General features: G+C 71.1%; 23 protein-coding genes. 8 read left to right on the forward strand and 15 right to left on the reverse strand.

The genetic code is table 11. The features are described from left to right. Positions 1-4 precede the first annotated feature (4 nt). From ACH54P_RS40515 to ACH54P_RS40525, 3 genes are read right to left on the reverse strand one after another with little or no spacing between them, the layout of a single operon-like run. Positions 5-829, reverse strand: a complete 825-nt coding sequence (locus tag ACH54P_RS40515) for a carbohydrate ABC transporter permease (RefSeq protein ID WP_489908580.1) — start codon at positions 827-829, stop codon at positions 5-7. Then, positions 826-1776 carry a carbohydrate ABC transporter permease gene (locus tag ACH54P_RS40520; protein ID WP_489908581.1) on the reverse strand — a complete coding sequence of 317 codons (951 nt, stop codon included), beginning with the start codon at positions 1774-1776 and terminating at the stop codon, positions 826-828. The genes ACH54P_RS40515 and ACH54P_RS40520 overlap by 4 nt, the downstream gene beginning before the upstream one ends. Positions 1777-1780: 4 nt before the next feature. After that, positions 1781-3142, reverse strand: a complete 1362-nt coding sequence (locus ACH54P_RS40525; protein WP_489908582.1) for an ABC transporter substrate-binding protein — start codon at positions 3140-3142, stop codon at positions 1781-1783. Positions 3143-3270: 128 nt separating this feature from the next. Here ACH54P_RS40525 and ACH54P_RS40530 point away from each other — a divergent pair, with 128 nt between their 5' ends. Continuing rightward, complete coding sequence (locus ACH54P_RS40530; protein ID WP_489908583.1) at positions 3271-4320, forward strand: LacI family DNA-binding transcriptional regulator; 1050 nt, start codon at positions 3271-3273, stop codon at positions 4318-4320. Positions 4321-4341: 21 nt separating this feature from the next. Beyond that, positions 4342-5265 (forward strand): family 43 glycosylhydrolase, encoded by a 924-nt coding sequence (locus ACH54P_RS40535; protein ID WP_489908585.1) that lies wholly within the window; start codon positions 4342-4344, stop codon positions 5263-5265. A 20-nt stretch (positions 5266-5285) separates the two neighbouring features. On the opposite strand, the gene ACH54P_RS40540 is transcribed toward ACH54P_RS40535, so the two are convergent. Then, a complete protein-coding gene (locus ACH54P_RS40540; protein WP_489908586.1) occupies positions 5286-6968 on the reverse strand; it encodes an alpha/beta fold hydrolase in 1683 nt (560 codons plus the stop codon). Between the two features lie 157 nt (positions 6969-7125). On the opposite strand from ACH54P_RS40540, the gene ACH54P_RS40545 reads away from it, so the two are divergent. Continuing rightward, positions 7126-7692 (forward strand): RDD family protein, encoded by a 567-nt coding sequence (locus ACH54P_RS40545; protein WP_489908587.1) that lies wholly within the window; start codon positions 7126-7128, stop codon positions 7690-7692. Here the strand turns inward: ACH54P_RS40545 and ACH54P_RS40550 are convergent. Beyond that, positions 7573-8223 carry a response regulator gene (locus tag ACH54P_RS40550; RefSeq protein ID WP_489908588.1) on the reverse strand — a complete coding sequence of 217 codons (651 nt, stop codon included), beginning with the start codon at positions 8221-8223 and terminating at the stop codon, positions 7573-7575. The two genes, ACH54P_RS40545 and ACH54P_RS40550, sit on opposite strands and share 120 nt — an antisense overlap. A 16-nt stretch (positions 8224-8239) precedes the next feature. After that, the gene (locus ACH54P_RS40555) at positions 8240-9421 is read right to left on the reverse strand and encodes a sensor histidine kinase (protein ID WP_489908589.1); all 1182 of its coding nucleotides are present in this window, start codon (positions 9419-9421) and stop codon (positions 8240-8242) included. Positions 9422-9572: 151 nt separating this feature from the next. On the opposite strand from ACH54P_RS40555, the gene ACH54P_RS40560 reads away from it, so the two are divergent. Beyond that, positions 9573-10031 (forward strand): hypothetical protein, encoded by a 459-nt coding sequence (locus tag ACH54P_RS40560; protein WP_489908590.1) that lies wholly within the window; start codon positions 9573-9575, stop codon positions 10029-10031. Here the strand turns inward: ACH54P_RS40560 and ACH54P_RS40565 are convergent. The 7 genes from ACH54P_RS40565 to ACH54P_RS40595 all read right to left on the reverse strand — a co-directional run bounded on the left by ACH54P_RS40565 (position 10023) and on the right by ACH54P_RS40595 (position 16263). Then, on the reverse strand, positions 10023-10985 hold the full coding sequence (locus ACH54P_RS40565; RefSeq protein WP_489908591.1) for a nucleoside hydrolase: 963 nt from the start codon (positions 10983-10985) through the stop codon (positions 10023-10025). The genes ACH54P_RS40560 and ACH54P_RS40565 overlap by 9 nt on opposite strands. Next, entirely contained in the window at positions 10982-12223 is a 1242-nt protein-coding gene (locus tag ACH54P_RS40570; protein WP_489908593.1) for a YqcI/YcgG family protein, read from the reverse strand. Before ACH54P_RS40570 ends, ACH54P_RS40565 begins: the two co-directional genes overlap by 4 nt. A gap of 40 nt (positions 12224-12263) precedes the next feature. After that, the gene (locus ACH54P_RS40575) at positions 12264-12944 is read right to left on the reverse strand and encodes an HAD family hydrolase (protein WP_489908594.1); all 681 of its coding nucleotides are present in this window, start codon (positions 12942-12944) and stop codon (positions 12264-12266) included. Continuing rightward, complete coding sequence (locus tag ACH54P_RS40580; protein WP_489908595.1) at positions 12941-13732, reverse strand: MTAP family purine nucleoside phosphorylase; 792 nt, start codon at positions 13730-13732, stop codon at positions 12941-12943. Before ACH54P_RS40580 ends, ACH54P_RS40575 begins: the two co-directional genes overlap by 4 nt. 181 nt (positions 13733-13913) lie before the next feature. Further along, positions 13914-14795, reverse strand: a complete 882-nt coding sequence (locus ACH54P_RS40585) for a Gfo/Idh/MocA family protein (protein ID WP_489908596.1) — start codon at positions 14793-14795, stop codon at positions 13914-13916. Between the two features lie 9 nt (positions 14796-14804). Beyond that, a complete protein-coding gene (locus ACH54P_RS40590) occupies positions 14805-15491 on the reverse strand; it encodes a pentapeptide repeat-containing protein (protein ID WP_489908597.1) in 687 nt (228 codons plus the stop codon). Continuing rightward, positions 15463-16263, reverse strand: coding sequence for a hypothetical protein (locus ACH54P_RS40595; protein WP_489908598.1), 801 nt, complete (start codon positions 16261-16263; stop codon positions 15463-15465). The genes ACH54P_RS40590 and ACH54P_RS40595 overlap by 29 nt, the downstream gene beginning before the upstream one ends. Positions 16264-16685: 422 nt before the next feature. Here ACH54P_RS40595 and ACH54P_RS40600 point away from each other — a divergent pair, with 422 nt between their 5' ends. Together ACH54P_RS40600 and ACH54P_RS40605 are read left to right on the forward strand one after the other, a co-directional pair. Continuing rightward, on the forward strand, positions 16686-17762 hold the full coding sequence (locus ACH54P_RS40600; protein WP_489908599.1) for an FAD-dependent oxidoreductase: 1077 nt from the start codon (positions 16686-16688) through the stop codon (positions 17760-17762). Positions 17763-17775: 13 nt separating this feature from the next. After that, positions 17776-19173, forward strand: coding sequence for a UDP-glucose dehydrogenase family protein (locus ACH54P_RS40605; RefSeq protein WP_489908600.1), 1398 nt, complete (start codon positions 17776-17778; stop codon positions 19171-19173). 427 nt (positions 19174-19600) lie between these two features. Here ACH54P_RS40605 and ACH54P_RS40610 read toward each other — a convergent pair whose 3' ends face one another. Then, the gene (locus tag ACH54P_RS40610) at positions 19601-21349 is read right to left on the reverse strand and encodes an ABC transporter ATP-binding protein (protein WP_489908601.1); all 1749 of its coding nucleotides are present in this window, start codon (positions 21347-21349) and stop codon (positions 19601-19603) included. Continuing rightward, complete coding sequence (locus ACH54P_RS40615) at positions 21346-23115, reverse strand: ABC transporter ATP-binding protein (protein ID WP_489908602.1); 1770 nt, start codon at positions 23113-23115, stop codon at positions 21346-21348. Before ACH54P_RS40615 ends, ACH54P_RS40610 begins: the two co-directional genes overlap by 4 nt. A 502-nt stretch (positions 23116-23617) precedes the next feature. Here ACH54P_RS40615 and ACH54P_RS40620 point away from each other — a divergent pair. Beyond that, positions 23618-24595 carry a streptomycin biosynthesis protein gene (locus tag ACH54P_RS40620; RefSeq protein ID WP_489908603.1) on the forward strand — a complete coding sequence of 326 codons (978 nt, stop codon included), beginning with the start codon at positions 23618-23620 and terminating at the stop codon, positions 24593-24595. Positions 24596-24632: 37 nt separating this feature from the next. Continuing rightward, on the forward strand, positions 24633-25196 hold the full coding sequence (locus ACH54P_RS40625; RefSeq protein ID WP_489908604.1) for a non-canonical purine NTP pyrophosphatase: 564 nt from the start codon (positions 24633-24635) through the stop codon (positions 25194-25196). Positions 25197-25228 lie beyond the last annotated feature (32 nt).

Below are 25228 nucleotides of genomic sequence, written 5' to 3' on the forward strand. Positions count from 1 at the left end.
CCGGTCAGCCCTTCAACGAACCCGCCAGCAACGCCGACACGAACCGTCGCTGGAAGATCAGGAAGACGATGAGCGTGGGCGTCAGGATCAGCAGGGAACCGGCGCACAGCAGCGGGATGTCGGTGCCCCACTGCCCTTGGAACGCGCCCAGCGCACCGGCCATCGTGCGTTTCGCGGGTTCGTCCACCAGCACGATCGCGAGCAGGAACTGGTTCCAGGTCCACAGGAAGAGCAGGATCGCCAGGGAGGAGAGGGCGGGCTTCGCCAGGGGCACGTGGATCCGCCAGAACAGCTGCCAGGTCGTGACCCCGTCCACCCGGGCGCTCTCCGACAGCTCCTGCGGCATGGTCACGAAGTGGGCGCGCATCCAGTACACCGAAAACGGCATGTACAGGCCGATCAGGGGCAGGATGATCGCCCACCTGGTGTTGAGCAGGCCCAGGTCCCGCACCTGGAAGTACAGCGGGGTGATGATGCCTTCGAACGGCAGCGTCAGGCCGAGGACGAAGAGCAGGAACACCGCGCGGCCACCGGGCATGCGCAGGTGGCCGGTGGCGAAGCCGGCCATCGTGGCGATCACCAGGGAGAGGGGGACGACGCCGAGCACGATCAGCACGCTCGACTTCAGGAACTCGCCCAGCCGGGCGACCTCGAACGCGCGGGCGAAGTTGCCCCACTGGGGGTGGCTGGGCCAGTCCAAACCGGACGGGTAGGTGCCCGAGGGGTGCAGTGCGGTGACGAAGAGGCTGATGAACGGCAGCAGGGTGGCCGCCATCAGCAGGACGAGCAGGACCCGTCCGGTCAAGCCCGCGCGGCCGGTTTCGGTCACGGTTTCTCCTCCCGGGAAAGGCGCTGGATCGGGAGCACGACCACGAGCACCAGCACCATGAGCACGACGGCGAGCGCGGAGGCCAGTCCCACCTCGCGCTGCGAGAAGGCGAGGTAGTAGATCTCCAGGCCCGGCACCATGGTGGCGTTGCCCGGCCCGCCCTGCGTCGAGACGTACACGATGTCGAAGCTCGCGAGCGCGGCGATCACCGTCACGGTCACGCAGACCCCGATCTCCTGGCGGAGGCTGGGTACCGTGATCGCGAAGAACTCGCGGACCACGCCGGCCCCGTCGATGCGCGCGGCCTCGTACAGCGCCGGGTCGATCTTGCTCATGCCGGACAGGAACAGCAGGATGCACAGGCCGAGCAGCACCCAGGCGCCGATCATCCCGACGGCGGGCAACGCGGTCGAGGAGTCGCCGAGCCAGGCCTTCGACACGGTGCCGAGGCCCAGCGCCGAAACCAGCTGGTTGACGACGCCGGTGGCGGACAGCAGCCACGTCCACGCGATCCCGGCCGCGACGAGGGGGATGACCTGCGGCAGGAACAGCACGGTCCGGGCGACGAGCGCGAGGCGGCTCGTCGCGATGCGGCGGATGGTCGCGGCGATCGCCAGGCCGAGCAGCACGGGGATCCCGCCGAAGAAGAGGATCAGCTCGAGCGCGTTGAGGATCGACCGGTAGAGGTCCGGGTCCGTGAACACCTTGGCGTAGTTGCCGAACCCGGCCCAGGTGGACGCGCCGATGCCGTTCCAGTCGTAGAACGAGTACTGGACGGTGAGGACGATCGGGCGCAGCACGAAGACGGCGTAGAAGATCAGGGCCGGCGCCACGAAGAGCCAGCCGGCCCAGCCGGCGCGGGGGGACCGCCGGCGACGGCGCGCCGGTGGTCCCACCACAGTGGACGGTCGCGGGGCGGCCGCGACGAGGTCGCTCGACCTGGCCATGGACCTAGCTCCCGACCTGGTCGGTGTAGTCGCGCTGGACCGACTTGAGCAGCCCGTCCGGCGTCTGGTCGCCGGAAACCAGCTTCTGCAGCTGCGGGGTCCAGCTCTTGGCGTAGATCGCGCCGGTCGCGTTGGCGATGAAGTCCATGGCGGTCCCGTCCTTGTCGACCTGCGCGGCGGCTTCGAGCGTCCCCGCGGTCACCGTGCCCGCCGCCACCTGGGGCAGCGGTGCGTCCGCGGGTCCCATCGGGTGCGATCCGCCGGTCCGGACGGCGACTTCCCGCGCCGTCGCGTTGGTCGCCACCCAGTTCAGGAAGAACGCCGCGCAGTCGGCGTGCGGTGCTTTGGCGCTGATCCCGACCGTGAGGGGCGCCGACATGGCCGCGGGCTTGGCGCCCGCCTGCGCCGGCGGCATCGGGAAGAACCCGACGTTGCCCGCCATCTGCTTGTCCAGGTTGGCCGACTCCCAGTCGCCGTTGAAGCTGAACAGCCCCTGCCCGGCGGTGAACCGGCTCACCATCTGCGCGTAGTCGACGGCGTTGACGTCCGGCGCGAAGTACCCGGCCTTGATCCACCCGGCGAGGTGCTGCGCGGCCTGGAGGTTGGCCGGGGTGTCGATCGTGGCGCCGGGTTTCTGGTAGATCCAGTCGTTGATCGGCGCCGGCCGGCCCAGGGAAGCCATGAGGTCCTGCAACGGGAACGCCAGCCCGCCGGTGGCGCCGCCGTTGAACTGCTGGATCGGCTGGACACCGGCGTTCTTCGCCTTCGCCATGGCCTCGTCGAGCTGCGCGAGCGTGGCCGGCGGGGTCGTCATGCCGATCCGCGACGCGAGCTGCTTGTTGTAGAAGACGCCGGTCATGCTGAAGTTCAGGCCCATCCCGTAGAGCGAGCCCTCACCGCGCGGCCGTCCGCCCGGGCCCATGCGCAGCTGCGCGAGCTGGCCGGACGGCCACTTGTCCCAGCCGAACCACTTGGCGTACCCGTCGAGGTTCTTCAGCAGGCCGTCCTTGACCAGTTCGGACACCTGCGGCAGCCGCATCACGTCCGGCGGGTCGTCGGCGAGGACGCGGGGCGCGTTCTGGGTGATCACCGCGAACTGGTCCTCGCGGACGTCCCACTTGACGTTCGGGAACTGCTTCGTGAACTCGTCGGTGAGGGCCTTGGCCATCGGGAAGCCGGTTTCGAAGTAGCCGCGCATGGTGACCGGCGCGCTCCCGCACGTCGGCTGCGAGGTGACCGCCGTGGCCGCGGTGTCGCCCGGCCCGGCACTGCTGCCCGGGCCCGAACAGGCGGCGGCCAGCGTGCCGGCCAGGGTGAGGATCAGGAGCGTGCCGAGGGGCCGGCTGGTGGGTGTTCGACGGGACAACGTCGTCTCCTCCGTCGCGTGTGGATGCGCCGGTCGAGCAGGGCGTCAACCTTGCTAAACCGAGTTAGCAACGGTAGTCTCGGCGAGAGACCAGCCGGTGTCAAGGTGGGGAAGGCAGGGGTGCGACGTTGAGCCCACGACGGGTCACACTGGCCGATGTCGCCAAGGCGGCGGGGGTGTCGCGGAGCACGGCGTCCCTGGTGCTTTCGGGACGGGGCTCGGAGCTGCGCATTTCCGACGCGGTTCAGGAGCGGCTCAAGGCGACGGCGGCGGAGATGGGCTACCGGCCGAACATCGTCTCGTCCGGACTGCGCACCGGGCGCACGCTGACCATCGGTTTCGTCTCGGACACCGTCGCCACCTCCCGGCTGGCGGGCGACATGATCAAGGGGTCGATCGAAGCCGCCCGCGACCGGGGTGTCCTGCTGTTCATCGGTGAGTCCGAAGGGGACAGCAAGCTCGAACACGCGTTGCTGCAGGGCATGCACGACCGCCAGGTCGACGGGATCATCTTCGCTTCGATGTACACGAGGCGCATCTCCGTGCCCGAAAACCTGCGGACGACTTCCGCGGTGCTCCTCAACGCCGTGCCGAAGACGCCTTCGCCGTTGCCCGTGGTGGTGCCCGACGAGATCGAGGCGGGCCGCGTCGCCGCGCGCGTGCTGCTGGAGGCCGGGCACCGCGAAGGCATCCACCTGATCGGCGCCGGCCCGGGTGTCCGGAACGTCCCGCGCGACAGCGTCGCGGCGGTGGAACGGCTCGTCGGCATCCGCGAAGTCTTTTCCGAGGCCGGGGTGAAGGTCGCGGGCGGCACGCTGTGTGCCGACTGGCAGCCGGAAGAGGGGTTCGACGCGACCCGGGAACTGCTCGGCCGCACGACCCCGCGCGCCCTGATCTGCCTCAACGACCGGCTGGCCTTCGGGGCTTACCAAGCGCTGGACGACGCGTCGCTGAGCGTCCCGGACGACGTCTCGGTGGTCTCGTTCGACAACCACCCGCTCGCTTCGTGGATCCGCCCCAAGCTCACGACCGTCGCCCTGCCGTACTACGAACTCGGACGCAAGGCGGTCGACGCGCTCTTCGCCGAAATCAACGGGGAAACTCCCGGCGAAAAGCCGGTCCACCGCATCCCGACGCCGCTGCGGACCCGTTCTTCGGTCGCGCGGCCGCGTTCCTGAGCCGGCCCCTGGAGGTCACCGATGTTGCGCCTGCCCGATCACTGGGTGTGGGACAGCTGGTACGCGACGGACGACGCCGGCCGGCACCACGTCTTCTTCCTGCGCGCCTCGCGGGCGTTGCTCGATCCCGAGCGGCGCCACCGGCGCGCGTCGATCGGGCACGCCGTTTCCCGCGACCTGCGCCACTGGGAGCTCGTCGCCGACGCCCTCGTGCCCTCCGACGGACCGGCGTGGGACGACCACGCGACCTGGACCGGTTCCGTCGTCCGTGGTCCGGACGGGCGCTGGTACCTGTTCTACACGGGCGTCCGCGACGACGGCGACCACGTGGTGCAGCGGATCGGTCTCGCCGTTTCCGACAACCTCGACACGTGGCACCGCGTCGGGACGAAGCCGTTGGTCGAGCCCGACCCCACCTGGTACGAGCACTGCGACCGCACGGACTGGGCGGGGGAAGCCTGGCGCGACCCGTGGGTCTTCCCCGCCCCCGACGGCGACGGCTGGCACATGCTCATCACGGCCCACGCGAAAGACGGCGATCCCCTGCACCGCGGCGTGATCGGCCACGCCGTGTCGGCCGACCTGCTGAACTGGGAGGTCCGGCCACCGCTCACCCGGCCCGACGGGTTCGGTCACCTCGAGGCTTCCCAGGTCGCCGTCGTCGACGGTCAGCCGCTGCTGCTGTTCTGCAGCAACCTCGGAGTCCGTGCTCCCGCGGACTCGGTGTGGGTGGTGCCCGGACCCGCGGTGACCGGCCCGTGGGACCTGTCCCTCGCGCAGCCGGTGGCGTGCCCCGGCCTGTACGCGCCGCGCCTGGTTCGTGACGCCGACGGACAGTGGAACCTCATCGGCTTCGTGTCCGAACGCGACGGTGAGTTCGCCGGCGAGCTGTCCGATCCGCTGGCCGTCCGCTACCGCGCTTACGGTGGGCTTCGAGTGATCTGACAGCTCGCCCGGCCGTCGCGTCAGCGGTGCCCGTTCACCGCCCTGATCTCGTCCTGGACCCGCGTGCGCAACGCCGTCACCCCGTCGCCGGGTCGCGTTCGGACGGACGGAGCCGCGCTTCGCACGGGCCCGGCGACCGGGTACACCTGGTCCTCGCCCGGCAGCGGAACGCCGGGGCAGGTCGTGGCGCGCGGGCGGGAGTTCTTGACGAGGAACACGTTCACGAGACCGTCGACGCACGGGTTGCCCGCCAGCGCGTACTGGCCGTGGAACGGCGAGTCGTCCACCGACACCAAGGGCACGCCGGCCGCGCGGGCCCCCGACGCCGCTTGCTCGTACCCGGTCTGCGGGTCGAACTCGCCCTGCACGACGAGGATGTTCGCCGCGGCTTCGGCGGGGATGTCCGGAAGCTCGTGCTGCGGCTTGTCCGACCAGAACCCGCAGGTCTCGCCGAGGCCGTAGGCCCAGCCGAACAGCGGGTACCGCGGGCCCTGCCGGTCGCTGAGCCGCTTGTACCAGGCGGCCGGGCGGGTGGGCTGGTCGCCGCACGCGACGGCGTAGCGGGTGCCGGGCCGCTGGGTGTAGTCGGGGGCGAGCTCCGCCGCGACCACCTTTTCCGTCGTCAGCTCGGCCGCCGGGACCCCGAACGTCGCCCGCGCCACCGCGTCGAGGTCGCCGCCGAGGGCCGCCGGGTCCGGGGCGGCCGTACCGTCGAGCGCCTCGGCGCCCAGCAGGAAGATCAGCGCGCCGAGCACCCACCGGATCGTGCTGCCGTTGCCGACGAAGACGCCGTCGTAGGTGTCGGGCGCGAGGCCGTGCGTGCCGTAGTAGGCCCGGACGCGCTCCCACTTCGCCTTGACCTCCGCGGCCGTCCCGCCCAGCTGCTCGGGGAACGTGCGGGCCAGCCACGGCAGGTAGACGTCGTCGAACTGCCGCTGGTCGATCACCGGGAACGCCTCGAAGTCGGCTTGCAGCCGGCCTTCGAAGTCGACGCTGGAGTCGAGCACGGTCTTGCCGGTGTGCTCCGGGAACAGCGACGCGTACTTGGCGCCGAGCCAGGTGCCGTAGGAGTAGCCGAGGTAGTTGAGCTTCTCGTCGCCGAGCAGCGCGCGGATCAGGTCCATGTCGTGGGCGGTCTGCCAGGTCGTGACGAACGGCGCGAGCGCGTCGCTCTGGCACGCTTCGGCGACGGCCCGGGGCACCTGCTGGTGGGCCGCGATGCTCGCCGCGGAGCGGTCGCGGGCGTCGAGGGGACCCTGCGGCAGCCGCCCGACCGGCACCTGGCACTGGAAGCCGTTGTCGTCGGTGCCCGCGTGGCCGGTGCCGCGCGGGTCCATGCCGACGAAGTCGTAGAGCTCGTTGACCGACGGCTGCAGGGCGGCGAGGGAACCGGCGAGCGGAGTGCCCTGGCCGCCGGGCCCGCCGGGGTTGAGCAGGATCGCGCCGCGCCGTTCGCCGGTCGCGGCGACCCGGCTGATCGACACCTCGAGCTCGGGCCCCGCGGCCGGATCGGCCCAATCCCGCGGGACGGTGACCCGGGCGCACTGCGCGGGTTTCTCGTCCGCGGCCGGTTTGAAGGGGCAGTCGCCCCAGCGCAGTTCCTGGGTCGTGTACGGGGTGAGCGGATCGGCGGCCGCGGCGGGCACCGCCGCCGCGAAGAGGACGGCCGTCGCGGCCGCCAGTCCTGTCCGGGAGAGGCGCACCGGAGTTCCTTTCCGTCGGCGGGTGGGGTGCGCCCGAGCCTGGCGTGGTGCCGGCCGCCGGTGATCAGCCCGGAGGACGAACTCGCGGCGCCGGCCTCGGCCCCGGGGATGAGACGCTCAGCGCGCGGACGGCCGCCGAGGCGGAGATCATGGGTCCATGACCGGTTCTCGGCCGGGGGTCGGCCTCGTCGGACGCCGCCTGGTGCAGTTCCTGCTGGACGAGCTGCTCGTCTTCGGGCCGATGCTGCTGCTCGCGATCGCGGTGGTCTGGCTGTTCCACCCGCACGGAACGGCGCTGCTGACGTTCCTCAAGGTCGTCTTCTACACGATGCTCGCGCTGGACTTCGTGGGCCAGTACGTCGTCAACGCGTGGTGGCCGTACCGGCACGGCGGGCAGACGCCGGCGATGCGGTGGCTGCGCCTGCGCGTCGTGACGCTCGAGGGCACGCACCCGTCGCTCGGCGCGTTCGTCGCCCGCGAGCTGCTGATGATGGTCGACGGCTTCGCGTGGGGCCTGGCCGGGATCACCGTGATGCTCTGCACCCGGCGACGGCAGCGGTTCGGTGACATCGTGACGCGCACGGTCGTCGTGCGCGTCCCGCGGTCAGCGGACGAGCCCGCTTTCCCACGCCCAGATGGCGATCTCGGTGCGGTTGCGGGCGCCCAGCTTGCGCTTGGCCGCGCCGAGGTGGGTCTTGACCGTGGGCAGCGACACCACGAGTGAGCGGCAGATCTCCTCGTTCGTTTCGCCGCGGGCCACCGCCTTCACGACGTCGAGCTCGCGCGGGGTGAGCGGGCTTTCCGGCTCGCCGGCGCGCTGCGGGAGGCGGCGCGCGAAGTGCGCCAGCAGCCGGGTGGTGATCGCGGGGGAGACGAGCGCCTCGCCGTGGGCGGCCGCGTGCACGGCTTCGATGAGCAGGTTCGGCCCGGCGTCCTTGAGCAGGAACCCGCAGGCACCGGCGCGCAGGGCCGCGTGCACGTTTTCGTCCAGCCCGAACGTCGTCACCATGACGACGTGCAGCGGCTCGGGAACGTGGGGACCGGCGAGGAGTTCCGTCGCGCGCAGCCCGTCCACGCCGGGCATCCGGATGTCCATCAGGGTGACGTCGGGGCGCAGCTCCCGGGCCAGGCGCACCGCCTGGTCGCCGTCGGCGGCCTCGCCGACAACCTCGATGTCCGGCTCGCCTTCGAGGATCAGCCGGAATCCCGCGCGGACCATCGCCTGGTCGTCGGCGATCAGCACTCGCGTCGGCACCCGGTCTCCCCTCGCCTCAGCCCGGTTCGAGCGGCAGCCGCGCGACGACGCGCCAGCGCCGTCCGTCCGCCGGTCCCGCCTGCACGGTACCGCCCACCGCGGCGACCCGCTCCGCCATCCCGAGCAGGCCGTAGCCACCCCGGCGGGCGGACCGCGCGGCGCCGTCGTTGACCACCTCGATCCGCAGCTCGCCGGGCGGTTCGTGGTGGACGAGCACCCGGACCTCGGTGGCCTCGGGCGCGTGACGGCGGACGTTGGTGAGCGACTCGGTGAGCAGCCGGTGGGTGGTGGTCACGACCTCCGGCGCGACCGGCAGGCCGGCCAGGCCGGGGCTGACGTCGAGGTGGATGTGCTCGTCGTCGGGCACCGCGCGGTCGACGGCGGTGGCGAGGTCCGCGGGCGGGACGAAGAGGTCTTCGTCGCCGGTCCGCAGCGCGCCGACCAGCCGGCGCATGGCGGACAGGGCCGCCGCGCCCGCGGTTTCGAGTTCGGCGAACGTCGCGGTGTCGCCGCCGGTGCGCTCGGCGACCCGGTGCGCGGCCTGGACGCGCACGACGATGCCGGTGATCTGGTGGGCGACCAGGTCGTGCAGTTCCCGGGCCAGCCGCAGCCGCTCGGTGGTGCGGAGTTCGAGGACCTCGACGCGGTGGCGGACGTCGGCGTCGCGCAGGACCAGACCACCGGCCAGCGCACCGCCCCAGGCGACCGCGGCCCCCGCGGCGTAGAGCCCGGCCGGGGTTTCGGCGCCGTAGCGCAGGATCGGGGCGAGGACGGCGGCGCACCCCCCGAGGACCGCCTGCACGGTGGCGGCCTTCGGCGCGAGCCGGTGGCAGCACGCCCCGACCATCAGCGCCAGCGCGAGCGCTTCGGCCGCACCGGGCTGGGGCGGCAGCCGCGCGCCCGTCGCGGCGAGCGCCGCGGCGACCGCCGTGCCCAGCAGCGAAAGCCCGGAGACGGCGGTGGCGAGCCCGGCGATGTGGTCGGGGAACCGGCGGCGCAGCACGGCCAGCAGCGCCACGACCGGGCCGACCCCCGGCGCGAACTCGATGGCGATGGTGGCGAGCTGGCCCTGTCCGGGCCCGGCCCGGGCCGCGAGGACGGTATCGAGCACCACCAGCAGGCCGAGGACGACCGCCTCGGCCACGAGCGGGCCACGGCGGCCGGTCCACGGGATCCGTGAGTGGCCGGCGAAGGTCATCTCCCGATGGTGCCCCACCGCGCGCCGTTTGTACCGCGGTCTCGTACCGGGGGACGAGACGCCGTCGTGGATCTCGTACCAGCGGCTGATCGCGCCCGCGCCGGTTCCCGCCAGACTCGGGCCGGTGGACGACCGAAGCGGAGGGATTCTGATGCGCGAGGCCGACTTCACGGCGGGGACGCGCTCCGCCGAAGGCCGGATCGAGGGGCTGCCGGGCTGGTACTTCGTGCTGGTCGGGCTGCTGGTGGCGAGCAACGACCTCAGCCAGCAGTTCAGCGACCGCCACGGCTGGGTCGCGCTGCTGCCGCTGGTGCTCGTGGCGGTGCACCTGACGCTGTGGTTCACCCTGCTGGCCCGCCGCCGCCGCTACCTGCGCGCGGTCTGGCGCAGCAAACAGGCACTGGCGCTCGTCGCGGTGCTGTTCACCCTGCGCCTGCTCCTGCAGCTGGGGCTCGCGAAGCTGACGGACGAAGCCGCGCACAGCTATCGCCACCTGATCATCGGCCTGGTGATGCTGGTGGTGACGACGGCCGGAGCGTGGTTCGACCAATGGCTGGTCCTGCGGGTGGTGAACCGCAACGAGGACAACAGGCGGTCGCCGTCAGCGTGACCCGCACAGTCTCCCCAGCAACAGCCCGCGCAGATCCTCCAGTGGCGCGTCCAGGGCGACACGAACCTTCCTGCCGAGCTTGGGGGCGACGTGGTCCAGCCGGGTGTCGGCGATGACCGCGCCGCGGGTCGGGCCCAGGCCGCACTCGACCTCCACCGATGCCGTGTGGCACTCCAGCGTGCCCGGCCAGAGCACTTCGGCCAGTGCCACGGCGTCGTGCAGCACCAGGACCTCCTGCCCCAGCAGTTTCCGGTAGTGCGCGCGGTACGGGGACGACAACGACACCAGCGCGGACCCGATCCGCCCCGACGCGGCGAGTTCCGCCAGCCACGCGGGGGACACCCGCACCCGCTGGGTCAGGTCGAGCGGCACCAGGGTCGTGGGCACTTCGGATTCCGCCAGGACGCGCCGGGCCGCCTCGGGGTCGGACCAGACGTTGAACTCCGCCGCCGCCGTCACGTTGCCGCCGGACACCGCGCCGCCCATGACCACGAGCCGGTCGATCTTCCGGGCTGCCTGCGGGTACACCGACAGCAGCAACGCGATGTTCGTCAACGGACCGATGGCGGCGACGGTCACCGGTTGCTCGGCGGACTCCAGGACCGCGGCCAGGAACTCCACCGCCGGCCGCCGATCGACGAGAGGGCCCGGCTCCGGCAGGGAATCCGCACGCCCGCCGAGGCCGTCCGTTCCGTGGGCGTAGTGCGCGTCGTGCCGCTGCGGGTGGACGAGCGGACGCTCGGCGCCGGGGGCGAGGGGCACGTCGTCACGGTCGTACAGGGCCAGCAGCCGCCGGGCGTTGCGGGTGGTCTGCCCGACCGGCACGTTGCCGTACACGGTGGTCACCGCGAGCAGGTCGACCTCGGGACTGTTCGCCGCGAGCGCGAGCGCGAACGCGTCGTCCACCCCGGGGTCGGTGTCGATGATCAGCGGTACGGGCTTCGGCGGCGTCATGGCGTCCTCTCGTACCAGGCGGGGGCGGGTGATCCGGCCTCGGCGGGCAGGAGGAACCGGTGGGCCTCGATGTCATCGGAGGTGTCGTACGGCTGAAGGCCGTCGCGGAAGCGCTGCCGGATCTGGTGGCGCACCCGCTTCCGGTCGTCCCCCATCCGCGAATGGAACGAACTGTCCGGCTGGAGCAGGATGAACACCGTGTCGCTCACCTCGTAGGTGTAGCGGCTGTGCCCCTGGCCGTAGACCGGGGCGAAGACGGGAACGAAGTAGTCGTCGCCGTTGAACGAAAACCGCCAGTCGGACCGCGTGACGTCGTCGCGGTCGAGCGACCGGGGATGGCGCGGGTCGTTCTCCATCAACGTGCTGATCACCGCCCGCAGCAACGACGACAACTGGGCCAGATCGCCGCCGAAGCGCTCCGCGGGGAAGGTGTAGACGAACGCGTCGAGGGTTTCGCGGCGGGCCGCGCGGCTGAACTTCAGCAGCGGCTCGACGGAGCGCCGGACGTTCTCCGCCACCGACGCCGCCGGATCGTATTCCGAAGCGCCCCACAGGACGGCCGGGGTGGCGAACGGGCAGTAGGTGTGGCGGATGACCGGTCCGAACTTCCGCACCGACTCCGCGTACAACGGGCTGTGCCGCGTGCCGGGCACCCCGGCGGCGGGCCCGGGCCGGACCGCCGTCGCCAGGCTCGTGAACAGGTCCAGGCCCAGCTTGGCGCCCATCCCGAGCAGCAGGGCGTGGAATTCGGGAACCACCACCTTCAGCGGCGGCAGGCCGGCGGATTCCTCGGCGCCGTAGCCGGTTTCGTAGAGCCCGATGTTCCGCAGCAGCCGGACGAGTCCCCGTCTGACCGCGCGGAGTTCGTCGGACGGCGACCGGTCGGCCGCCAGCCGCAGCTGTTCCGCCGACACCTCGTTGAGCAGGACGCTGTGCCCGGTCTCCTGGAACGCTTTCCGGAGAACGACACCGTAGCCGTCGGCAATCCACGCGCTGGTGATGCAGAGCTCGGCCAGCGCGGATTCGGCGGAGACCGGATCTCCGTCCTCGACCGCGGCTTCGAGGGCGGCGTGCTCGTGCTGGAGGTGGAACGCGGCCCGCAGGGGGTCGATCGCTCCGTCGGGTCGCATGGAGAGCCGGTTGACCGCTGCCTGCAGTTGCGCGACCGGCAGCCGGGGCTCCGCCTCCCGGGACATCGCGGCCCCGTGCTGGATCGAGCCCTTCCCCTGTCGTACCACCGTGTTCACCCCTTGGTACTTCGGCTTCGGCGAAATCTCGTCACGTCCGGTGTTCCTGCCGCATCGCGTGGGCGACCGCTTCCGACAACGTGTGCACGACCGGAAAGCTCAGGCCCCGGAACTTCCGGACGTCCTCGAGCGCGAACTCGCCGCAGTGGTAGAGGACGCAGTCGATCCCCGCCTCACGAGCGGCCAGCGCGTCGTCCACCGTGTCCCCGACCAGGACCACGTCGCCGAGCCCGGCCGGTCCGAGCGCGCTCAGGTGTTCGGCCAGGTGCCGGGCTTTCGTGTCCGGGCCCTCGCCGCGGAACCCGTCGATGCGGGTGAAGAACCGCCCGACTCCGTGGGCCTCGACCCGTGGCAGGAGCATCTCCTGGGGACACATGGACAGCAGTGACTGGGTGTGGCCGGCGGCGGCCCAGGCGGTCATCGCCTCAAGCGCGTCGGCCGCCAGCGTGACGTCCGCCGAGTGCTCCTCGTAGGCCAGGTCGAACCGGGCCCGCAGACCACGCTGTTCTTCCTCGGAAAGCAGGCGCTGCGCCAGCCGCTCGAAGAAGACCGTGATCGGCCGGGTGAACCCGCGCTGGTGGTCCTCCACCGTGACCGAGGCGCACCCGGTCGCCGCGAACGCCGAGATCACCGAGTGGACCAGGGCCTTGCTGTCGTCCAGGACGGTCCCGTTCCAGTCCCACACCAGGTGCCGCCCGCCCGCGGACGTCACTTCTCGATGGGCGCAGCCAGCGCGCAGCGGCACGGGGCTGCGCCGTCCTCGAGGCCCTCGTCGAGGGACCGGGTCATCTCCTCGACGATCCGGCGGAACGTGGCGGCGTGCTTCCGGCGGGATTCGTGCCAGTTCTCGGCGTTCATCTCGTGGTCCGACAGGCCGGCCCCCAAGGTGATGACGCCGGCGACCGTGGCGAAGCAGATGCCGGCCTCGCGAGCCATCACGCAGTCCGTGGTGCCCGTGTGGCCGATGACGTCCCCGCCGACCAGCCCGTACATGCGCACCTCGGCGCGGGTTTCGAACCGGGGCCCCGGCACGCCCACGTAGCAGCCGTTCGGCGCCATGGTGACGGAGATGTTCTCCGCGGCCCGGAGCAACTGCTCCCGCAGCACGGGGCAGTAGGGCTCGGTCATGTCGGCGAAGCCGAAGCGGTCGTCCGAGAAGAAGGTGAACTGGCGGTCCTTGGTGAAGTCGATGAACTGGTCGACCAGCACCATGCTGCCGTTGGGCACCGACAGCCGCAGGGTGCCGACCATCGCGGTGGTCAGGATCTTCCGGACCCCGGCGCGCGCCAACGCGTCGACGTTGGTCCGGTAGTCGATCGCGTGGGGCGGCACGGGGTGCCCGGAACTGTTGCGGGGCATGACGATCAGCTCGTGCCCGTTCAGCTTGCCGATGGTGGCCGGCACCGTCCCGTCGGTGGCCGGGAGCTCCACCCGGCGGGCGTCGTCGAGCCATTCGCTCGCCTCGACGTCCTGACTGCCGATGATCGCAAGATTGGGCATTGCCTCGTCCTTTCACGCACGTGCCCGGACAGTTCGGTAATCCGAACGGAAACAGGAGAAACGCACAAGTTCTGTCGGCGATATTCAGGAGGATGCGGAAGGAAACCCGCTTCGCCGTTTTCGAAAAACGGCCGATGTCGCCGTGCTTACTTCATCAAGATGCCATGCCGGTCACGAACCGTCAACGGGCGCCGAGGTCGCACAGCACTCTCGTCACCTCGACCGCGAACGCGGTGTCGAACTCGAGCCGGGACCGGCCTTCGACCGCGGCCACGAAGTGCCGGATCGCTTGGGTGAGCGGGGAATCTTCCGTTCCGCGGGGCGGAGCGGGCACGCTGGACGGGCCCAGCAGTTCACCGTCGATCCACGCGTGTTTCCTGCCGCCGCGCGTGAGGACGTGCACTTCTTTCGTCCGGGAGGTGACCGTGCGGTCGACTTCGATCGTCACCACCGTGCCCCGCGCGTACTCCAGGGTCACCAGCGACCGGTGGCAGCTGCGGTCGGCGATGTTCCCGGCGCTGACGACCCTTCGCGGGGTCTCCTTCGTCAGCGCCAGGGAAAGGGCGATGTCGTGCGGGAACAGGCTCCACAGCATCGGGTCGCCGAACGTTCCCCATTTGGCCCATTTCATGGAGATCCGCCGAGGTGGGTCGTCGCGGACCAGGTCGACGAGTTTCGCGATGCCGGCGTCGAACAGGAAGGTGTGGTCGACCATGAGCGTCTTGGACCGCTTCGCAGCCAATCGATGGAGCCTTTCGGCCTCGCCGATCTCGGTGGCCAGGGGTTTTTCCAGGAAAACGTGCTTGTCGTGGAGCAGGGCGAGTTCCGCCAGCGCGAAATGGGTCGGCACCGGTGTCGCGATCGCCACGGCGTCCACGTCCGCCGCGGCGACCAGTGCACCGGCGTCAGCCGTCCACGGCACGCCCGGGAGAGCGTCGCGCGCCCAGAGCCGGCCGTCGCCGGCCGAAGTGCTGCAGCACCGGGAGAGGAGTGACTCCCGGGCCAGCACTCCGGCCAGGTTCCGGCCCCACCGGCCGAGCCCGATCAGCCCGATCCGCGTCATCGCCGGCCGTCACCGGGCGGACTTGCCGCGGGGGCCGAACCAGGGGTTCTGCTCGATCCGCACCGCACTGTGCGCGGACTCTTCGGCGCTGACCAGGAAGGCACCCTCGCCGTCTTCCTGTGAGGACGCGCGGACGGCGTCCTGTTCCGCGTCGGGCCACCGCGTCGTGGCATTCCATCGGACCCCGCCCAGGTAGGTGCCCCGCAAGTCGGCGCCGCGCAGATCGGCGCCACCGAGATCCGATTCGCGCAGGTCGGCTCCGCGCAGGTTCGCCTGCCGCAGGTCGGCTCCCCGCAGATCGGCGTCGCCGAGGAAGGCCCCGCACAGCTCCGCTCCGACGAGGATCGCGCGGGTGAGGTCCGCTTCCCGCAGGTCGGCTCCGCGCAGGCACGCACCGCTCAGGTCGGCCCCGCCCAGCAGCGTCCAGCCCAGGAAAGCCCCGCCCAGGAACGACATGCTCAGATCGGCTTCGCGGAGGTCGGCCCAGCTGAGGAAGGTTCCGCTGAGGTGGGCCTCCCGCAGGTTCGCCCGGGTGAGATCCACTTCGCGCAGATCCAGGCCGCACAACGAGCTTCCGCTGAAGTCCTTTCCGCTGAGGTCCACCCCGTCGACGTCCGTCCCTCGCGGCCGGAGCGTTTCTGCCGCACGCGAGGGTCCGGCGGATTCGTCAAGCAATTTTGCCTCCGATTTCACCATTCTGCTCGCTCACTCGTTCCACCTGCGCCCTCGCGAACACGCGGACGGGGTCGTCCGCGCTGCGCCGAACCGGGTGCAGGAAACAGGCATCCGGCCTGTCGCGGACCAACTCGAGGTCGTACGGTCCCTGGTACGGCCGGTACCGGTTGAAGATCGCGACCTCGTCGGGATAGCTCCCGGACGACAGCCCGAGCCGGTCGGCGAGGGTCGGCAGGATCACTTCCTGCAAGGTGTAGGACCGATCCGGCCACTGGTTCCGTTCCACGAAACCGCGGATGGCCGGGTACACCTCGCTCGACAGGAGCGCGGAAATGTACCGGTGACTGAACACCTGCCCGGGGTTGAAACAACGATTCGTGTAGTCCATGTCCAGGATCGACAGCAGTTCCGCCCGCTCCGCCTGCAGGCTGCGGTAGGGACGCCACTGGGTGATCGCCGGCGTCCGGCGCCGCAGCCGCGGGGCGAGGTAGTCGACCTCCGCCATCTGGGCTTCGACGAAGGAGGGAAACCCCGGCCGGATGAAGGCCATGTCGGTTTCGACGTTGACCACGTGGTCGTAGTCCTGCTCGCCCGCCCATTCGAGCAGGTCGAAGAAGGCGGGCGTGATCTTCGCGTATTTGAGCGGCCTGCTGGGGGACACCTCGATGACGCCGGGTGGCGCGGACCGCCGCCTCCCGGAGTTGTACCAGGCGATGTCGGCCGAGGCGCAGAGAACCCGCAACCCGTGGACGAGTTCCGAGAATGAGTCGTCGATGTGGTTGCTGATGATCACGAAGCAGATTTTCGCCACCGTCGATCGCCCTTCACGTCAGGGAATGCGCCTGAGCAGGCATGGGTCACGGGCATCGGACGAAGTCCGGATGGCTCACCATACCCGGCGCGATGCCGGAATCAAGATCGCGAAGCGTTCAAGCGGGGAAATTCCTCACTCGTACGGCGAGGCGGCACCTTCTTGACGACTGGACACCATCCAACGCGCACTGTAGTAGTAGCAAACGGAATCGCGTTCAGGCCGGCTCTCGCCCCGAAGGTTCCGCCCAATCCGGTGACCATCCGCTTCTGCGGATCCGATGCCGGGCGCCCCCGGTTGCCATGCGCCTCCGTTCTCGCCGCTGTGCGGCCGCACCGCGCCACCTGCTGAAAAAGACCGGATCCACGCCATGAGGAGCCGGTTCCCGCGACGTGGAGGTCAGGATGAACGAAAACCGCATCGCCGTCGTGGGTGGCGGCATCTTCGGGGTCACGGCGGCGGTGCGGCTCGCCCGCCTGGGCCACCGGGTGGTGCTGTTCGAGCTGGCGGACGGTTTGCTGTCCGCGGCGAGCAGGGCCAATCAACGCCGCCTCCACCGCGGTTACCACTATCCACGCGGCAGGGAGACAGCGCTTTCGACGTCGAGGTCGATCGAATCTTTCGAATCCGAATACCGCACCGCGGTTTACCACGGTTATGACCACTACGTGGCGATCGCCCGCCACGGAAGCCGCGTGACGGCCGATCAGTACGTCGCGTTCTGCGACGCCGTCGGATTGCGGTACCGCGAGGAGTACCCGCCCTTCCTGCGCAGATCTTCGGTCGAAACGTCGTTGCGCGTCGAAGAGTCGCTCATCGACGTCGCCGAACTCGAGAGGTTGTGCGAGCGAAAGCTGCGCGTCGCCGGCGTCGACGCCCGGCTGCGGACCCGCGCCGGCGAGCCGGAACTGCGGGAGTTCGACCAAGTCGTGCTGGCGACCTACGCCTCCTTGAACGACCTGTACCCGGGTACTGCCGCACGGCCCTCCTACCAGTTCGAAGTCTGCGAGAAGCCCGTGGTGCGGCTGCCGCCGCGGTACCGGAACCACAGCCTCGTGGTGATGGACGGCCCGTTCATGTGCCTCGATCCCGTCGTGGGCACCGAGGACTTCCTGCTGGGCAACGTGGACCACGCCATCCACGCCACGACGATCGGTCCCCGGCCGGTCGTGCCGGAAGCCTTGGCAGGCCTCGTCAACCGCGGGGTCGTCAAGAATCCTCCGCTGACGCGGCTGCCGGAGTTCATCGCCTCGGCGAAGGAGTTCCTGGTCGGCTTCGACGGCCTGCGGCACCTCGGCTCGTACTTCACCGTGCGGGCGGTCCTGCCGAACCTGGAGGCCACGGACGACCGGCCGACGCTGGTCCGCCGGGTGGACGAACGCACGTTCGCCCTGTTCGCCGGCAAGATCACCACCTGCGTCGACGCCGCGCGCGAACTCGCCGTCCTGATGGCCTCCGCTTCCCCCGCCCCGGTGTCCTGAGAGGAATGCCTCCATGCCTGAAGTGCCGGCCGCCCTTCCCCTGCTCGACCCGGACGACCTGCCGCACCTGGTGTTCATCGGGACCGGCTACCTGGGTGCCACCCACGCGATCTGCTTCGCGGCGCTCGGCCACCACGTGCTGGGGGTCGACCAGGACGAGGCCAAGGTCGCCAAGCTGAACGCCGGGGAACTCCCCTTCGCCGAACAACACCTGGAGGGCATGCTGCACACGGCGCTGGCTTCCGGCCGGCTGCGGTTCACCTCCTCGTACCGGGAGGCCGCGGAGTTCGGGGACGTGCACTTCCTCTGCGTCGGCACCCCGCAACAGCGGCAGGGGGGAGCGGCCGATCTGAGCCACCTGCGCGAGGCCGCGAGCACGCTCGCCCCGCTGCTGCGCCGCGAGGCCCTGATCGTCGGGAAGTCGACGGTTCCGGCGGGTACCGCCGATCGGGTCAGCCGCTGGATGGGGGAACTGGCCCCGGATCCCGGCCTGGTGAAGGTCGCGTGGAGCCCGGAGTTCCTCCGCGAAGGCCTTGCGGTGCAGGACGTTCTGCGCCCGGACCGGCTCGTCTTCGGCACCTTCGACGCGCGAGCCTTGGCCGTCCTGCGTCACGCGTACCAGGCGCTGTACCACCTGGCGGTGCACGAGGGCCGGGAACTGCCCACCATCACCACCACGCCCGCGACCGCGGAGCTCATCAAGCTCGCGGCCAACTCCTTCCTCGCCACCAAGATCTCCTTCATCAACGCGATGGCGGACGTCTGCGAGGCGGCGGGCGCCGACGTCCTCGACCTGGCCACGGCCCTCGGCTTCGACCCGCGCATCGGACGCGAGTTCCTGACCGCCGGCATCGGCTTCGGCGGCGGCTGCCTGCCCAAGGACATCCGCGCGTTCCAAGCCAACGCCGGTGACCTGGGCGTGGGGGAGTCGCTGCGGTTCCTGCACGAGATCGACCTGATCAACCAGCGCCGGCAGGCGGCCGTGCTGCGCCTGGCGGAGCGGACGACCGGGGGGCTGGCCGGCCGCCGCGTCGCCGTGCTGGGCGTGACGTTCAAGCCGGGCTCCGACGACATCCGGGAGTCACCCGCGCTCCGCTTCATCGGCGAGCTCGTCGCCGCGGGGGCGTTGGTGCAGGTGTACGACCCGATGGGGATGGACAAGGCGCGCCGGCAGGCGCCGCACGCGCAGTACGCGCCCACGATGGTGGACGCGGTGCACCGGGCGGAACTCGTCTGCGTGCTCACCGAGTGGGACGAGTTCCGCAACGCCCACCCCGCGGCGCTGGGCGAGCTGGTCCGCTTCCGCCGCGTGATCGACGGCCGCAACTGCCTGAACGCCGACCGGTGGCGCGCCTCGGGCTGGGAATACCTGGCCTGGGGCCGAGCACCGGGCGCTGACGCCGGCGCCTGACCGCCGTCCAGGGCGCGTGGATGCCGCCGCGGGTGTGCGGATGCCGCCCCAGGCGCGGGATGCCGCTTGCGGGCGCCGCCCCAGGCGCGGGATGCCGCTTGCGGGCGCCGCCCCAGGCGCGGGATGCCGCTTGCGGATGCCGCCCCAGGCGTGGGATGCCGCTTGCGGGCGCCGCCACAGGCGTGGGATGCCGCTTGCGGGCGCCGCCCCAGGCGCGGGATGCCGCTTGCGGATGCCGCCCCAGGCGTGGGATGCCGCTTGCGGGCGCCGCCACAGGCGTGGGATGCCGCTTGCGGGCGCCGCCCCAGGCGCGGGATGCCGCTTGCGGGCGCCGCCCAGGCGCGGGATGCCGCTTGCGGGCGCCGCCCCAGGCGCGAGGCCGCCGCTCCGGAAGCCACCCCCGACCGCGTGCCCCGTCCTTGACGAATCAGCCGGCGGCGAGGTCGGTGCGGTGTCGCCAGGCGGCGTGCAGCCGGGCATACTCTCCGCTCCGCAGAAGCAGTTCCGCGTGCCCGCCGCGCGCCGCGATGCGGCCCTGTGCCATGAGCACCACCTCGTCGGCCTTCTCCGCGGTCGACAGGCGGTGGACGACGGCCACCGTGGTCCGGCCGCGCGTCACCGCCTCGACGGCCTTGGCCATCCGTGACTCGGTCAGGGGATCGAGGTGGGACGTGGCCTCGTCGAGCAGCAGGACCGGCGGGTCACAGGCGTAAGCCCTGGCGAAGGCGACGAGCTGCCGCTCGCCCGCGGAAAGCAGCCGGCCACCGTCGCCGACCTCCGTGTCGATGCCGTGGGGCAGGCCCGCCAGCCAGTCGGTGAGGTCGAGGCGGGCGAACGCCGTCCGCACGCCGTCGTCGTCCAGGGCCGGAACCGCCAGGCGCACGTTGTCCGCGATCGTCCGCCCGAGGAGGAAACCGTCCTGCGGCACCAGGTGCACCGCGGAGCGCAGGTCGGCGGCCCGCAGCCGCCGCAGGTCGACACCCCCGAGCAGGACTCGTCCCCCGGCCGGGTCGGCGGTCCGGGAGAGCAGGGCGAGCAGGGTCGATTTCCCGGACCCGGTTTCGCCGACCACCGCCACCGTGCGGCCCGCGGCGATGGTGAGCGACACCCCGGCGAGCGCCGGCCGCCCCGCGTCCGGGTAGGTGAAACCGACGTCCTCCACGTCGATGCCCAGCGGACGTTCCGGCAGGGGCCGGGCGACGTCGTCCGCCGGGTCGGCGACGCTCGGCCGCACCCGCAGCAACGTCCGGATCCGGCCGATCACGGCGACGGCGTTCTGCATGTCGTTGAGGTTCTCGGCCATCGCCTGCAGGGGCTGGATCAGCAGGGCGGTGAGGAAGAGGAAGGCGGTCAGCTCACCCACCGTCAGCCGGCCGCCGGCACCGAGCACCATGCCCCAGATCACCAACGTCGCCGAAATGACAGCCACCGCGACCTCGCCGAGGACGAACGCGTACGCCGACAGGCGCTGGGCGCGCTGCTGCGCGTCGTAGTGCTCGTCCACGGCGTTGTCCAGCCGCGCGCCGAGCCGTCGTTGCACCCCGTACGCGCGAACGACCACGGCACCCGCGACCGTTTCGCTCGCGAGCGCGTGCACCACGCCGTTGCGTTCCTGCGCCTCGGCGTACCGGCGGGCCAGTCTCCGCTGCAGCACGGGCAGGATGCCGGCGAAGGGGACCAGCAGGACGACGATCGCCAGGGCCAGCAACCACGAGTAGAAGAACATCAGGCCCAAGGTGACGACCAGCTGCGCGGCGTTGAGCGCGGTGTACACCCCACCGCGCTGCAGGAAACCGGTGATCTGCTCCACGTCCGACGTGAGCCTCGCGACGAGGGCACCGCGGGGGAAACCGCGTCGGTCCAGGTCGGTCAGGGCGTGGACGTGCGCGAGCAGGCGAGCGCGGAGGTCGACGAGCACGGTCTCCACGGCCCGGTTGATCGTGTACCCCATCGCCGAACCGCACACGGACGCGCCCGCGATGACCGCCGTCGCGCCGGCGACGAGCCCGGCAAGGGCCGCGGGAGCAGCACCGGACGCTCCGGTGATCGAGTCGGTCACGCGCTGCAGCGTGAAGGGCAGGGTCACCCGGCCCACGGCCGCGAGGAGCGCGAGCAGGACGCCGCCGGGGAGGACCCGCCACAGCGGGCGCAGGAGGGACGTGCGGGGGTCGGTCACGTGCGGGCTCCGTGGGCGCGCACCAAGCGCGCGTAGTCGGGTTCGGTGGCGAGCAGTTCCCGGTGGCTGCCCCTGGCCACGAGCCGCCCCGCGTCGAGGAACACGACTTCGTCGGCCAAGGCGAGACTGCCGGACCGGTCGCTGACCACGACGGTGGTCGCGGCCGTCTCGGCCAGCGCCCGGACGACAGCGCTTTCCACTTCGGGGTCGAGGCCCGACGTCGCGTCGTCGAGAACCAGCAGTCGGGGACGGCACACCAGCGCCCTGGCCACGGCGAGGCGCTGGCGTTGGCCACCGGACAACGTGCCGCCACGCTCTCCGATCGCCGCGTCGAGCCCACCCGGCAGCGCCGCGACGAACTCGTCGGCTCGGGCCGCGCGCAGCGCCGTCCACAGGTCCTCGTCCGGGACGTCGAGGTCGAGGGCGAGGTTGCCGCGCACGGTGTCGGCGAAGAGGAAGGTCTCCTGCGGCACGTAGCCGAGCTGGTGCGCCCTTTCCCGCGCGGACAAGGCGTAGACGTCGGAACCGTCCAGGAGGACCGTGCCGGAGCTCGGGGCGATCAGGCCGGCGATCAGCCGCCCCAGGGTGGACTTGCCGGATCCGGTCGTGCCGGCGATCGCCAGGGTCCGGCCCGGGGCGACGGTGAAGGACACGTCGGCGACGGCGGGGCGCCTGCCGTCGTACTGGTAGCCGGCGCCGCGCACCTCGAGGCGGGCCGGGCCGGATCCGCGGCGGGAGCGGACACCAGGCTCGACCGGCTGCTCCGAAGCGGGGACCGCCAGGACCCGCTGCAGCCGCTCCCAGCCCACCACGCTGGTCGGGAGCAGGCCGAGCATCCAGCCCATGCTGGCGAGCGGGAAGGCGATGCCCGAGAACAGGAACGTCACCGACAGCAGCTGCTCGATGCCGATGGCTCCCTGTTCCATCCGGAGGATGCCCACGAGCAGCAGCGCCAGGGAGCCCAAGGACGGCAGTCCTTCGATGAACGGGTTGAAGAGCGCGCGGACCCGCGCCGTCCTGATCGACGATTCCCCCAGCCGCTCCGACGCCGCCCGCAGCCGGGCGACCTCGGCTTCCGCGCGTCCCAGTGCCCGCACCACGTGCGCGCCGTCGACGTTTTCGCCGACGATCCCGGCCACGTCGGCGCGCAGCTGCTGCACGGCGGTCAGGTGCGGGGCGAGGCGGCGCGAACACACCACGTTGATCAGCACCAGCACGGGGAACATGGCGGCCCCCACGAGCGCGAGCACCGGATCCGTGATGAGCAGTGCGCCGATCGCGAACACGCAGATCGCCATCGCGCCGACGGCCAGGGGGAGACCCGACACCGCGAACCAGGTGGCGTCGACGTCGCTGCCCGCGGTGGACAGCAGCGCACCCGGCGATTGCCGCAGGTGCCAGGCGTACGGCAATTCGAGGTAACGGCCCAGAATCCGGCGCCGGTAATCCGCGACGAGGCCGAACTGCTGGTGCCCCACCGCTATCCGCCGCATCAGGATTCCGATGACTTTCACCGCCGTCACCGACAGCACGACGAGCGCGGCGGCGACGGCCGCGCCGACGTGGACCTGACGGGTTTCGAACGCGGGCGTGGCGAACCGGGCGATGACCGCGCTGAGCAGGTACGCCGAGCCCACCGTCGCGGCGGCGAACACCATGCTGCCCGCCACACCGGCCGTGAACGCGCGGGGTCGTTCCCTCGCCGCCACCAGCACGATGCGCAATCCGCGCCTCAGCACCGACCAGCCGCCGTCCAAAGTCCGCACGTGCGCCTCCAGGAAGCGGAAGGCCGGGGGTCCGCGTCAGAGAATCGGCAGTACCGACGGTCCGCGAATACTAGGTCGGCGAATGGTGGCACCGGCGTCGAGCCGGTGTCAACGACACGCGATCGGAGTTCCGGAAAGGCGGGGTGCGCATCCGCTTCTGGTGCTTCCGTAGCGGCGCTTTTCATCACAATGGACGAAATTGGCATTCTTGCACGCCTTGCACCGCTGTGGTATCGTTCGTTTCGAACACTTGAAGTGTGACCATTGTTCTGGGTGGAGATGAAACCTTTCAGGTCACCGCATTCAGGTCAACGGGGGAAAATGGCCAGAACCGGAATGATTCTTTGACGGCCCGATACCGTGGCTGAAAGCGCTCGCGGGTCGTCCGGTACGTCAGCTCGATGATGCACAGCGTTCCTTAGGGGGGACTGCAATGCCCGATGGGCGTCATTTTCATGCGGTGCGGACGCCGGGGAGAAGCCGCTTGCCCACGGTGGCCGACGTGGCATCCGCATTGGCGAAATGCACCCGGGAAGTCGTTCCGATAGAGGCCCTGCGTTTCTCCGACGCCGTTCGGGTCAAGGGTGAGAACGCCGATCACGTCCGCACGCTCGCCGAAGCCGAGGGTGAACTGCCGGCCATCGTCGTCCACCGTCCGACCATGCGGGTGATCGACGGCATGCACCGGCTGAAAGCGGCCCGATCACGCGGGCACACCCGGATCGACGTCCTTTTCTCCGAATGCGACGACGAGGACGCGTTCGTCCTCGCGGTCAGCTTGAACACCACGCACGGCCTGCCGTTGTCGAGAGCGGATCGGAACGCCGCGGCCGAGCGGATCATCCGGACTCACCCGAGCTGGTCGGACCGCGCCATCGCCGCGGTCGCCGGGCTTTCCCCGAAGACCATCGCCTCCCTGCGGCGGTCGGCGCACAGCGCCCCGCCTCCGGTCGCGCGGATCGGCAAGGACGGCCGGGTGCGCGCGCTGAACGTCGCCGAAGCACGCCGTCACGTCGGCAGGCTGCTCACCGAGCGACCGGAGACCAGCCTGCGGGAGGTCGCCCGGAAGGCGGGAGTTTCCGTGGCCACGGCACGGGACGTGCGGCAGCGCCTGAAGGCGGGCAGGGACCTCGTGCCGTCCCAGCAACGACAGGGCGAACGGCGGGCCGGAGACCTCGGGGACCGGCCGAACCGCCACGACGGGGCCATCCGGATCCCCCGCCAGCGGCGGATGCCCGACCTGGGTGCTCTGGGCCGCGATCCGTCCATGCGGTTCACCGAAGGCGGCCGCACCATCCTCCGGCTGCTGCGGACCGGAACGCTGGACAGCGAGCAGTGGCAGCGCTACGCCGACACGGTGCCCGCGCACTGCCTCGGCCCGGTGGCCAAGGCCGCGCGTCGGTGCGCGGACGCGTGGGAGGGATTCGCCCGGCGGCTCGAGGAACGAGAATCCGAGAGCACGGCCGCGGACGTCATGTGAGCCCGCTTCGGACAACAGACAAGGACCCGGAATTCCGATGCGTACGATCCGCTTCGCCAGCACCAACCCGATCAAGCTGGAAGAGGCTCGCGCACTGCTGCCCGGTGTCGAGGCCGTCTCCCTGGAGCTGCCCGAAGTCCAGTCGACCGATCCCCGGGTCGTCGTCCGCCACAAGCTGCACGGCATCCGGGCACTCGGTCTCGAAGGGCCCGTTCTCGTGGAGGACACCGCCCTGATGATCGACTCGTGGGACGGCTTGCCGGGCGCGCTGGTCAAGTGGTTCGTCGACGGCTGGGGCCCGGAGCGGCTGGCCCGGCTCTCGCGGACCGCCGAGGGCCGCGGCGACGGCGCCGAAGCCGTCAGCGCGGTCGGCGTGCTGGACGACGGCGACACCGCGGTGTGGTCGGACGGCGTCCGGGGGACCATCGTCGCCCCGCGAGGCGACCTCGGCGGCTGGACGTCGATCTTCGAAGTCGAAGGCCGCGGGCGGACGCTCGCCGAGATGGACTTCACCGAGCGGATGTCGGTCACCATGCGCCGGAAACCCCTGCGCCAGGCCTACGACTGGCTCGTCGAACGCGATCGCGTCCTTTCGCCGTGAATCGCGGCCGTTGAACGTCGTGCGGACACCCC

This window comes from Amycolatopsis sp. N2S4-7, assembly GCF_058119595.1.

What these genes read in the sequence shown, in the direction of transcription:
- ACH54P_RS40520 (WP_489908581.1), bottom strand. Translation starts at nt 1,776, where the DNA reads ATGGCCAGGTCGAGCGACCTCGTCGCGGCCGCCCCGCGACCGTCCACT.
- ACH54P_RS40535 (WP_489908585.1), top strand. Translation starts at nt 4,342, where the DNA reads ATGTTGCGCCTGCCCGATCACTGGGTGTGGGACAGCTGGTACGCGACG.
- ACH54P_RS40545 (WP_489908587.1), top strand. Translation starts at nt 7,126, where the DNA reads ATGACCGGTTCTCGGCCGGGGGTCGGCCTCGTCGGACGCCGCCTGGTG.
- ACH54P_RS40555 (WP_489908589.1), bottom strand. Translation starts at nt 9,421, where the DNA reads ATGACCTTCGCCGGCCACTCACGGATCCCGTGGACCGGCCGCCGTGGC.
- ACH54P_RS40560 (WP_489908590.1), top strand. Translation starts at nt 9,573, where the DNA reads ATGCGCGAGGCCGACTTCACGGCGGGGACGCGCTCCGCCGAAGGCCGG.
- ACH54P_RS40565 (WP_489908591.1), bottom strand. Translation starts at nt 10,985, where the DNA reads ATGACGCCGCCGAAGCCCGTACCGCTGATCATCGACACCGACCCCGGG.
- ACH54P_RS40580 (WP_489908595.1), bottom strand. Translation starts at nt 13,732, where the DNA reads ATGCCCAATCTTGCGATCATCGGCAGTCAGGACGTCGAGGCGAGCGAA.
- ACH54P_RS40585 (WP_489908596.1), bottom strand. Translation starts at nt 14,795, where the DNA reads ATGACGCGGATCGGGCTGATCGGGCTCGGCCGGTGGGGCCGGAACCTG.
- ACH54P_RS40590 (WP_489908597.1), bottom strand. Translation starts at nt 15,491, where the DNA reads ATGGTGAAATCGGAGGCAAAATTGCTTGACGAATCCGCCGGACCCTCG.
- ACH54P_RS40600 (WP_489908599.1), top strand. Translation starts at nt 16,686, where the DNA reads ATGAACGAAAACCGCATCGCCGTCGTGGGTGGCGGCATCTTCGGGGTC.
- ACH54P_RS40605 (WP_489908600.1), top strand. Translation starts at nt 17,776, where the DNA reads ATGCCTGAAGTGCCGGCCGCCCTTCCCCTGCTCGACCCGGACGACCTG.
- ACH54P_RS40625 (WP_489908604.1), top strand. Translation starts at nt 24,633, where the DNA reads ATGCGTACGATCCGCTTCGCCAGCACCAACCCGATCAAGCTGGAAGAG.